The sequence below is a fragment of the Flavobacterium sp. TSSA_36 genome, assembly GCF_051547165.1.
GTDB lineage: Bacteria > Bacteroidota > Bacteroidia > Flavobacteriales > Flavobacteriaceae > Flavobacterium.
The window spans coordinates 99906-111213 of record NZ_JBPTTP010000003.1; the positions used below are offsets into that span (position 1 = coordinate 99906).

Sequence of the window (11308 nt, forward strand, 5' to 3'; positions counted from 1 at the left end):
AAAATCCACAACCTTATGTATTAGTAAAGTTAAACTACCCAACAAGCCCAAGTATCAAAAATATCTCCACTTTTTTTGTTGAAGGTCAATAATTGACCTTATAAGTCAAAGTCCTCCTTTAACAGACCAAGAAAGAAATTAATGATTTTATTACAAGTAGAAAATCTAAAAAATAACTAAATTTAAATAAACCATTAAGATCATTAAGAAAATTAAGATGTATTATTCTTAATCTTAAAAAAAAACAAGCTGAATTAAATATTATTTCTATTTTTTTTCTTACTTGTATAAATATCTTGTATTCACTCTAAATCTCTTATAACCCTATTTTCAAACATATTATGCCATTGTAAGCTTAATTTTCTTGATCTTAAGGGTAAAAATTTCTAATCCCAACTTATTGAATTTAGACGGGATAAAATCTTTAGTTTACTTTAAATCACTTAAATCAGTACCTGTTTCAAGTTCTTTTGCCTCTTGATTTTGTAAAAACAAGCGAGCTGTTAAAGCGCCTCTCAAAACTATCTTTTCACCATTTACCTCTAACCAACTCCCCTCTCTTAACCCAAGTACTGGGATCGCATTAAAAGCATGAAACTCCTTAATTCTCGTTTCACGAGTTTCACCCATATGTGTAGAATCTGGTGTTGGATCTAAATAGTGAGGATTCAAATTAAAAGGAATCAATCCTAAAGTTTGAAAACTTGGAGGATATACTATAGGCATATCATTAGTGGTTTGCATACTCAATCCACATATATTACTTCCGGCACTAGTTCCCAAATACGGTGTACCTAGTTTTACTGTTTCTGACAGCAATTGCATCAAATTAAATTTATACAATTGACTTACTAACAAAAACGTATTTCCGCCACCTGTAAAAATCCCTTGAGCTTCCTGAATTCCTTTTTTTAAGTCTTTGAAGGTATGCACCCCAACAATCTCTATATTAATTTTAGCAAAAGCTGATGCAACTTTAGCTGTATATTCATCATGTGATATGCCTCCCGGCCTAGCGTAAGGAATAAATACTATTGTCTTACAATTCACAAAATGGTTTTGTAAGGTTGGCACTAAATAATCCAAATAATCTCCTCCATGTAAAGTAGAAGTGCTGGCGATAATAACTTTTTTCATTATAGGTATTTTTAAAAGGCTAAAGGTATAAAAAAGAGCAGAGCTATCTTAATCTACATTGCGCCAAAGTACATTTTATAGTCATTAAATTAACATTTATTTACCAATTCATTAATGATTTATTAGCAAGGTATTACAATACTTTTACCCCGATAAACAACTAGAAAAGGATGAAAATTTGGCTTACTCTTTTTATTCAATCATCTATGGCGATGCAAATTCATGCACAAACCAAAAAGGAAGTTATACTTAACGGTAAAATCATAGCACCCACAATAGAAGCCGAAGAAATCTTTATAAAAAATGAAAGTACTAACCAAACAATCACAAGCAATAAAGACGGGGCATTTACATTAGCTTGTAACGTTGGTGATATTTTGGAGTTTTCAGCAATGAATTTAGAAACAGTAAGAAAAAAAATAACTTCAAACGAATTTCAAAATGAAAGAATTTCTGTTGAAATGACTGCAAAAACCATTACTTTACAAGAGGTAATCATTAATAACAACGCAATCTCTGCAGAGAAACTTGGAATTATTAAACAAAATCAAAAGAAATATACTCCTGCTGAGCGGCGTTTAAAAACTGCAGGAGATTTCAAACCTATTCATTTGTTAGGTCTTCTTGGCGGAAGTTTAGCAGTAGATCCTATTCTTAATAAAATCTCGGGGAGAACTAAAAATTTGAAAAAAGAACTAGAAATCGAAAAAAAAGAAAGGCTTTTAGAACAATTAAAAGCACTTTATTCTAATAAATACTATGAAGAGAATTTAAACCTCCCAAGGTTATACGTTGATGCTTTTAGATATTTTTGCATTGAGGATAAAAACTTTGTTTCTTATTACATATCTGGAAACAAAAAACTACTCGAACTATTACTTTCAGAATTAGCTGTAAACTTTAACAAAAAACAGAATTAGTGAACAATAAGCTTTCTATCTTTCTATTATTTATTAGTTGTCCTTTCTATTTATTAGGGCAAAACATTGGAGTAAACACTATTCAAGGAAGAATTTCTGTAGAATCTAATTTTATAGACGGGATCAATATAAAAAACGAAACCACACGTCAATCGTCAACTAGCAGAATTGAAGGTTTTTTCAGAATTGCTGCCAATGAAGGAGATATCATCACTTTTTCGGCAGTTAACTTAGAGACTTTAACCAAAATTATTACTAAATCCGATTTGAGTACAAAGGATTTGAGAGTAGAAATGGCCCTAAAAAGTATTGTTTTAAAAAATATCATCATTAATGGTAATTCTGAAATTTCAGCTCAAAAACTAGGAATACCTTCCGCAACAAAACATTTTACTCCTGCAGAAAGAAAACTTCAAACCGCTACTAAAGGAAGTTTAGACGGAATTCTTAATGCCTTTTCAGGAAGAACAGAAATGCTAAAAAAAGATATTATTGTTGAAAAAAAACAAACCTACTTACAAAAATTAGAATACTTATTTGAAGAAAAATTTTATACCAATAAACTCAAAATTCCAAAGGACTATATCAAAGGTTTTCAATACTACTGCATAGAAGACCAAAATTTCATCAGTTCTTTAAAAATAAAAAACAAAACTATGAGCGAGTTTTTGATCATTAAACTTGCAGAAAATTATCTACAAATTATTTCCAATGAAGATAAACAAAAGTAAGTGCTTTTTTTTGTTACTGACTGTTCAATTCGTTTTTGGACAAATTCAAAAAGAAGAAACTATACTACACGGTAAAATCATTACCACTTCAGGTATTTTTACTGAAATAGAAGTCGTAAACTTAGTTTCAGAAAAAAGCATAAAAGTAAATGCAAATGGTGAATTCCAAATTGGTGTAAATGTCGCCGATGTTTTAATTTTTGTCTCAAAAAACTTCGAACCCTATAGAAAAGTAATACATAAAGAAGATTTATGTGAGGATTACATTACCATTAAAATGATTCCAAAAAGTATCGAACTAGATGAAGTAATCATCAATCAATACTCAAATATTAACGCTAAAGCATTAGGAATTATTCCAAAAAACCAAAAATCGTACACTGTTGCCGAAAGAAGATTAAAAGCAGGATCCGGTGGTATTGGCGGGTTAATCAACACCTTTTCAGGAAGAAAAGAAATGCTTAAAAAAGAACTAGAAATCGAAACAAAAGAAAGTAATATCGCTAAATTGAAGCGCTTATTTTCTCATGATTATTATGAAAAATCCTTCCATATCGCCCCGGAAAAAGTCAATGCCTTTCAATATTATTGCGTAGAAAACACAGGTTTTGCCAAATTAATAACCACAAATAACAAAGCAGAAATACTACTTGCCTTGTTACAATTAGCAGAAACCTTTAATGCGTTGAATACTGAGGTAGAGAAACAATAAGTACTTTTATTTTTTGGATAGCTTCTACTATTACTGCTTGACAAAAAAAATTTCTCACTTACTTCGATAAAATAGTATTACTATTCCATTTTCAAGACTTAAACACACATTGATAAAAATTAATATTTGATTTTTCGGACCACAAGAATGCAAAATTTAAAAGTTTCAGTACATTTGAAAAATGAAAAAAACTATTGTAACTATAGGCCTCTGCTTCTTAATTATGAGCCTTTCGTCTTTTGAAATACATAAATTCTATATGGCCATATTTCAAGTACAATTTGTACCTGAAAAGAAAAGAGTGCAAATTACTTCACGAATTTTTATAGATGATTTGAATAAAGCCCTTGAAAAAAATTACCATGTTAAAGCAACTATTGGCAATGGACCTAAAACCCCTGAAGAAATTGCAATCCTTAAAAAATATTTTGGAGAAAATTTAGTAATTCGAATCAATAATCAGTCCTATCCGCTTCACTATAAATCCAGCGAAATGGAAGAAGATGTTTTGGTTTCCTACTTTTTAATTAAAGAGGTATCTAAAATACAGCAACTGAACATAAAAAACACTTTGTTGATTGATTGGAACTCAGATCAACAAAACATTATGCATTTTACAGTAAATGAGACTAAAAAGAGTCTAATTTTTACTGAATCTTCAAAAAATCAAATGTTAAAGTATCACTAAAAAGCAAGTAATTCCGTTAAAATAATTATTTTCACAAGCTGAAAAACGCTAAACCAATTTATGAAAAAAACCACCCTCCTTTTATTATTTCCGGCATTTCTATTTGCCCAAGAAAAGTCAACTAACGCCAATACAAAACCACTAGGCCAATACGACACGAACAAGTTTAGTCAAATGTATGACGTATTAGCAACTCCAAACATGTTTCGTACTGCTTCAGGAGCTCCTGGACCTGCTTATTATCAACAACAAGCCGATTATAAAATTGATATCGAGCTTGATGATAAAAACTCCAAAATATACGGTGCCGAAACCATTACTTACCACAACAATTCACCTGACAAGCTAGACTATTTGTGGATACAATTAGATCAAAACCAAGCCGCTAAAAATTCACAATCGCCCTTAGCAGAAAATGAAAAATTAGAGCAGGTTTTGTCTCCTAACAAATTTACAAACGAGTATTTAAAACAAGGTGTTGACCGTGGTTTTAAACTGGAGTATGTAAAAGATGTCAAAGGAAATCCGATGAATTATACAGTAAATCAAACCATGATGCGTATTGATTTACCGACTCCAATGCAACCTGGTGAAAAAATAACTTTTTCAATAAAATGGTGGTATAATTTGAATAATTATCAACAAGATGGTTTCCGTTCGGGCTTTGAATTTTTTGAAAAAGACGGTAATAAACTATACATTATTGCGCAATTTTATCCCAGAATGGCGGTCTATAATGATGTCGAAGGCTGGCAAAATCAACAATTCTGGGGAACTGGCGAGTTTGCATTGCCTTTTGGGAATTTTGACGTAAACATTACCGTTCCTGCAGATCATGTAATGGAAGCCACCGGAGAATTATTAAATCCTGCCGACGTTTTTTCAGCAGCCCAAATGAAACGCTACGAACAAGCCAAAAAGAGTTTTGACAATCCTGTAATAATTGTGACACAAGCTGAAGCTGAAGCGGCTGAAAAAGGATTTTCAACCCAAAAGAAAACCTGGAAATTTAGTGCCAAAAACGTACGCGATTTTGGAATTGCAACGTCTAGAAAATTCATTTTTGATGCAATGGCTGTTAAACTTGGTGGAAAAGTAGTAATGGCTACTTCTGTCTATCCAAAAGAAGCTAATCCACTATGGGGCGAAACTTCAACCAGAACCGTTGCCCATACATTAAAAAGCTATTCATCGCATACATTTGATTACCCTTATCCTAAAGCTGTTTCAGTTTCAGCAGAAGATCAAGGTATGGAATATCCAATGATTTGTTGGAATTTTGGTCGCCCTGATGCGAATGGAATTACCAGTCCACAAGTAAAAAACGGAATGATTGGAGTAATTGTACATGAAGTGGGGCACAACTTTTTTCCAATGATTGTTAACTCAGATGAGCGTCAGTGGTCATGGATGGATGAAGGATTAAATTCTTTTATGGAATATATGGCAGAGCAAGAGCTAGGTACCAATTTCCCATCTAGAAGAGGCCCTGCAAAAAATATCGTTCCGTACATGAGTGGGGATCAAAAAATGCTGGAACCCATTATGAGTAATTCGGAAAGTATCATTCAATTTGGGAATAATGCCTACGGAAAACCAGCAACTGCCTTAAATATTTTGAGAGAAACCGTTATGGGGCGTGAACTATTTGATCATGCGTTCAAGACCTATGCGAATCGTTGGAAATTTAAACATCCCACGCCAGAAGACTTTTTTAGAACCATGGAAGATGCCTCTGCATTTGACCTAGATTGGTTTTGGAGAGGTTGGTTCTACTCTACTGATTTTGTAGACATTAGCATTACCGAAGTAAAACAATATTATGTAACAGACCAAGCTACTACTGAATTAAAAAATTCAAAAGTAAGAAAAGGACGTTTTGGAGAAGAAAAAGGACCATTTGTATATCTAGTAAATGCCTCTCATCCTGAATTGAAAGAAACCGATAAAAAAGCTTTGAAAATAGAGGAATTCAAGTTACTTTCAGATTATGTAAATGAGAAGCTTACAGCCGAAGAAAAATCAAATTTAAATTCACCTAAGTATTTCTATGAAGTAGAATTCAACAAACCAGGTGGTTTAATCATGCCAATTTTGGTTGAATTGACTTATGAAGATGGCACCACTGAGAACTTCAAATATCCTGCGCAAATTTGGAGAAAAAACAACGATACTGCCCGAAAAGTATACGCTACCGCAAAAGCTATCAAGAAAATTCAAATTGATCCAAAACTTGAAACCGCTGACATTGACATAACCAACAATAGTTGGCCAAAAATCGAAGAAAAATCAAAATTTGATTAATTTTAATGTATACCTCCTACAAGTAAGCCTGATTCTCTCAGGCTTACTTTTTTTAATCCCATACTTATAGTTTATGAAGTAATAGATCATTTTCATACAAATTTCAATCCCTACTAAAAGAACACTTCCAACCATGACTGAAATCAGGTATTAATTTAATAAGTTTGCTTAGGCATTCACAATTCTAATAAAAATTGACAAAAATCACCCCAATGTCCATAGCTCAGAATTTAATAAACATAAAGAAAAACCTCCCCGAAGGTGTTACGCTTGTAGCAGTTTCAAAAACAAAACCTGTATCAGACTTAAGACAAGCCTATGACGCAGGTCAACGCATTTTTGGTGAAAACAAAATCCAGGAAATGGCAGAAAAATGGGAACAAATGCCCAAGGATATTGAATGGCACATGATTGGTCATGTGCAAACCAATAAGGTAAAATACATGGCTCCGTTTGTGCAATTAATTCATGGTGTAGACAGCTTGAAATTATTAGAAGAAATCAATAAACAAGCCCAAAAAAATAGCCGAGTTATTGATTGCCTATTGCAAATTTATATCGCGGAAGAAGAATCAAAATTTGGTTTGGATGAAATAGAAGTGGAAAACTTACTACAATCAACGTCTTTTAAACAAATGGATAATATTAGAATTGTTGGACTTATGGGCATGGCCACCTTTACCGATAATCACAATCAAATTAAAAAAGAGTTTACTCATTTAAAATCGATTTTTGATAACCTACAAAAACTGGAAACTAACAACTGCCAACTGAACACTATTTCTATGGGAATGTCTGGTGATTATCCATTAGCTATCGAATGCGGCAGTACTCTGGTTAGAATCGGAAGCAGTATCTTTGGCGGTAGATAAATTAGATAGAATTCCATAATAAGGATTTAAAATTTAAAAACGGATTAGTAAAAACTGAACACTGAATTTGTACGCAATACTAGACATAGAAACCACCGGAGGACAATTTAATGAAGAAGGAATCACCGAGATTGCTATCTACAAATTTGATGGCCATGACATTGTAGACCAATTTAGTAGTCTGGTCAATCCTGAAATTCCTATTCAACCTTTTGTAGTGAAACTAACAGGAATTAATAATGCTATGTTGCGATCAGCGCCAAAGTTTTATGAAGTAGCCAAACGCATTATAGAAATCACTACCGACTGTGTTTTGGTAGCCCATAACGCTAGTTTTGACTATCGAATTTTAAGAACAGAATTTCGCAGATTAGGCTATGATTTTACAATCAAAACACTTTGCACGGTAGAATTGTCACAAAAATTATTACCTGAACAACCTTCACACAGTTTAGGAAAATTAGTGCGAGCCTTAGGTATCCCTATGGCAGACAGGCATCGTGCCAGCGGTGATGCCATGGCGACGGTAAAACTTTTCCAACTATTGCTAGAAAAAGATGTTGAAAAAACCATCGTGAAAGCGTTAATCAAAACTGAAATTGAAAAAGGAATTGCTCCAAAACTCCTAGATATAGTGCAAAGTATGCCTTCTACAACAGGGGTTTATTATATTCATAATGACAAAGGCAACCTAATTTACATTGGCAAAAGCCGAAATATAAAGAAGAGAATCAATCAACATTTTACAGGAAAATCAAATAAGTGCAAAAAAATTCAAACCGAAGTTTTTACAGTAACTTATGAAGAAACTGGAAGCGAATTAATTGCATTGCTCAAAGAGAGTCAGGAAATAAAAGTCAACAAACCCATTTTGAATCGCGCGCAACGCAAAAGTATTTTTCAATTAGCGCTTTATACCGAGATGGATAAAAATGGCTATTTGAACCTGAAAATTCAAAAATATGACGGAAGAAAAAAAGAAATCACCTCTTTTTCCTCCCTTCAAGAAGCCAAAAATACATTGTTCAAGATTACAGCTGCCTATCATTTGTGTCAAAAATTAACTGGCTTGTACGATACCAAAAAAGAATGTTTTCAATATGGCATTAAAGAATGTGATGGCGCATGCATTGGAAAAATTACTGCTGAAGACTATAATCAAAGAATCTATCGCTTTTTAAAAGACAACGAGTTTGAAACTCAAAACATGATTCTCATTGATAAAGGACGAAAAAGCAGTGAACGCTCTGCTGTGTTAATCGAAAATGGAATTTATAAAGGCTATGCTTTTTATGATTTGAATTATCAAATCACGAATCCTGAGATCTTAAAAAATATATTGGTGCCGATGCAAAACAATCGAGATGCGAAAAATATTATTCAAAATCATGTTCGAAAAAGTAAAACGATAAAAGTAATTCACTTTTAGACCCCTAAGCTAATGAAATATTTAATTACCATTGTTGGACCAACGGCTATAGGAAAAACAGCTTTGAGTATCGTGTTAGCGCAACATTTTAAATGCGAAATCATTTCTTGTGACAGCAGGCAATTTTTTAAGGAAATGAGCATTGGTACAGCGGTTCCTTCACCAGAAGAACTCCTGTCAGCTCCGCATCATTTTATCCAAAATAAATCGATTTGTGAGAATTTTACGGTAGGCGATTATGAAAAAGAAGCCCTTTCAAAAATAGACGAATTGTTTAACACTAACGATTTTGTGGTTTTGGTAGGAGGTTCGGGTTTATATGTGGATGCTGTTCTAAAAGGCTTTGATGCCTTTCCTGAGATAGACACAACGGTTAGAACTGCGATTCAGCAGCAGTATGAAGTAGAAGGAATTACGTATTTACAAAACCAACTTAAATCCCTTGACCCGGCCTATTTTGAAAGAATAACGAAAGAAAATCCACAAACACTCCTGAACCCGCAACGGATGATGCGTTTTGTAGAAGTTTGTGTAGGTACAGGAAAACCTTATTCTTCTTTTTTGAATCAAGAGAAAAACAATCGCAATTTTACGCCAATACTGATCGGTTTAGAAGCGGATAGAAATGTGCTCTACGAGCGAATTAATCATCGGGTGGACCTTATGATGCAAGAAGGTTTGCTGGCTGAAGTGGAGGGTTTACATACTCATCAAGCGCTGAATGCCTTACAAACTGTGGGTTACAGAGAGTTATTCCGCTATTTGGATGGGGAATGGGATTTGCCTTTTGCTATTGAAGAAATTAAAAAAAATACGCGACGGTTTTCGAAAAGGCAACTCACTTGGTTTAAAAGAAAGGAAAACACAGAATGGTTTGATTATACTACCGAAATAAATACTTTTGTCAAGTATATTGATTCAAAAATACGATAACCCAAAAATTCCCTAGTGCACACTACCTAGCCCCGACAGAAGGGATAAACCTTGTGGGCCGGGGTTCGGCACACAAGTTTAGGAATGATGGCGGGAACGATGTTTACTGAAAATGCCTGATGATTCGCTCCTAATTTTAACGAAGCCTCTTTTTGTATAAATCTTAATCTTTTTTTTAAAATGCCCATATCTCCAAATTTCACCTCGATGCTATCGAAAACATGGGAAATTAATTTTACCCAATGTACTCCTAATGGTTATCTTAAATACACTGAATTATGCAATTTGCTTCAATTGACTGCTGCGGCTCATTCTGAACTTGGAGGAATAAGTTTTGCGGACATGCAGGAATTTCATCAAGCGTGGGTTTTGAGCAGAATGCGCGTGGAAATAGAGGCTTTACCCAAATGGGGGGATACCGTTACGGTGACCACTTGGATTAACTCATTAGAAAATTCGCGTTCTGTGAGGGCTTTGGAAGTGCAGGTTAATGGTGTGAAAATTGTAGGTTCTGAAACTTTTTGGGCTGTTTTTAATACTCAAAAGCGTCGTCCGGAAGCACTAGCGTTACCTTATGCGCATTTTGAACTGTTTCCTGATAAAAAGGCGACTGCGACCAGTTTCTCGAAAATAAACATTGATTCGGGTAGAGAAATTTTGTTTGAAAAAACAGTTTGTCTTTCGGATTTAGACATTGTAAATCATGCTAATAATGTCAAATATCTTGAATGGTGTTTGGATTTGGTTGACCCAAAATTATTACTAAAACAAAAAGTGGCAAGTTTTGACATGAATTTTTTAAAGGAATTATCCCTTAACGATACCGTGCAAATTCATGAGAATTTACAAGAAGAAACTTGCATTTTTTCAATCACTAAAGAAGATAAAACCTGCTTTGCCTTGCAATTGCATTTTAAATCAAATTCTGAATTGTAAATCCCATTAACGGAATGATGATTCAAAAATAATCCGTAAGCATCTGTATTCATTTGATTATTCTGGTTTATTTGTATAAAAAAGGCTGAAACAGGCCATTTTCTCAATAGTACTATTGATGATGATATGGTTCATTTTTTAGGATGGTATACCCCCGATAAAGTTGCTCTATAAAAAACAAACGAACCATTTGATGGGAGAAAGTCATTTCCGAAAGTGAAATTTTTCCTTGAGCCATAGCATATACTGCATCTGAAAAGCCATAAGGACCTCCTATGACAAAAGCTAGTGTTTTGATTCCGGAATTCATTTTTTTTTGTAATTCTGCTGAAAATGCTACACTTGAAAACTGTTTCCCATTTTCATCTAATAAAATTAACTGATCAGAAGCGGAGATTTTTGATAAAATCAACTGTCCTTCTTTCTCTTTTTGTTGACTTTCGGATAGATTTTTTACGTTTTTGATGTCAGGAATGATTTCTAAGTCAAATTTGATGTAAAAAGACAAGCGCTTTGTATAATCGTCGATTAAGTTTTGGAGCGATTTGTTATCCGTTTTGCCTATTGTGATTAATCTTATGTTCATTTTGCTATTTTTCTGTGGGCAAAAATAAATAATTGTGTTCACATCTGGGGATTAACGATA

The 11308-nt window shown here is 33.6% G+C and carries 11 protein-coding genes; 9 read left to right on the forward strand and 2 right to left on the reverse strand.

The window, feature by feature from the left end:
• Positions 1–429 precede the first annotated feature (429 nt).
• On the reverse strand, positions 430–1137 hold the full coding sequence (gene pepE / locus ACSVH7_RS07040; RefSeq protein WP_438066010.1) for a dipeptidase PepE: 708 nt from the start codon (positions 1135–1137) through the stop codon (positions 430–432).
• Positions 1138–1307: 170 nt separating this feature from the next.
• On the opposite strand from pepE, the gene ACSVH7_RS07045 reads away from it, so the two are divergent.
• The 9 genes from ACSVH7_RS07045 (at position 1308) to ACSVH7_RS07085 (ending at position 10662) form a co-directional block, all read left to right on the forward strand.
• Complete coding sequence (locus ACSVH7_RS07045; RefSeq protein ID WP_438066011.1) at positions 1308–2057, forward strand: hypothetical protein; 750 nt, start codon at positions 1308–1310, stop codon at positions 2055–2057.
• Positions 2057–2788 (forward strand): hypothetical protein, encoded by a 732-nt coding sequence (locus ACSVH7_RS07050; protein ID WP_438066012.1) that lies wholly within the window; start codon positions 2057–2059, stop codon positions 2786–2788. The genes ACSVH7_RS07045 and ACSVH7_RS07050 overlap by 1 nt, the downstream gene beginning before the upstream one ends.
• Entirely contained in the window at positions 2769–3500 is a 732-nt protein-coding gene (locus ACSVH7_RS07055; protein WP_438066013.1) for a hypothetical protein, read from the forward strand. The genes ACSVH7_RS07050 and ACSVH7_RS07055 overlap by 20 nt, the downstream gene beginning before the upstream one ends.
• A gap of 181 nt (positions 3501–3681) precedes the next feature.
• Positions 3682–4188 (forward strand): DUF6702 family protein, encoded by a 507-nt coding sequence (locus ACSVH7_RS07060; protein ID WP_438066014.1) that lies wholly within the window; start codon positions 3682–3684, stop codon positions 4186–4188.
• Positions 4189–4248: 60 nt separating this feature from the next.
• Positions 4249–6492, forward strand: coding sequence for a M1 family metallopeptidase (locus ACSVH7_RS07065; RefSeq protein ID WP_438066015.1), 2244 nt, complete (start codon positions 4249–4251; stop codon positions 6490–6492).
• Between the two features lie 212 nt (positions 6493–6704).
• Positions 6705–7364, forward strand: a complete 660-nt coding sequence (locus tag ACSVH7_RS07070) for a YggS family pyridoxal phosphate-dependent enzyme (protein ID WP_438066406.1) — start codon at positions 6705–6707, stop codon at positions 7362–7364.
• 67 nt (positions 7365–7431) lie between these two features.
• Positions 7432–8793: an exonuclease domain-containing protein gene (locus ACSVH7_RS07075; RefSeq protein ID WP_438066016.1), complete on the forward strand. Its 1362-nt coding sequence runs from the start codon at positions 7432–7434 to the stop codon at positions 8791–8793.
• Positions 8794–8805: 12 nt separating this feature from the next.
• Positions 8806–9726 (forward strand): tRNA (adenosine(37)-N6)-dimethylallyltransferase MiaA, encoded by a 921-nt coding sequence (gene miaA, locus ACSVH7_RS07080; protein WP_438066017.1) that lies wholly within the window; start codon positions 8806–8808, stop codon positions 9724–9726.
• A gap of 180 nt (positions 9727–9906) precedes the next feature.
• Positions 9907–10662: an acyl-[acyl-carrier-protein] thioesterase gene (locus ACSVH7_RS07085; RefSeq protein WP_438066018.1), complete on the forward strand. Its 756-nt coding sequence runs from the start codon at positions 9907–9909 to the stop codon at positions 10660–10662.
• Between the two features lie 112 nt (positions 10663–10774).
• On the opposite strand, the gene rlmH is transcribed toward ACSVH7_RS07085, so the two are convergent.
• Positions 10775–11248 (reverse strand): 23S rRNA (pseudouridine(1915)-N(3))-methyltransferase RlmH, encoded by a 474-nt coding sequence (rlmH, locus tag ACSVH7_RS07090; RefSeq protein ID WP_438066019.1) that lies wholly within the window; start codon positions 11246–11248, stop codon positions 10775–10777.
• Positions 11249–11308 lie beyond the last annotated feature (60 nt).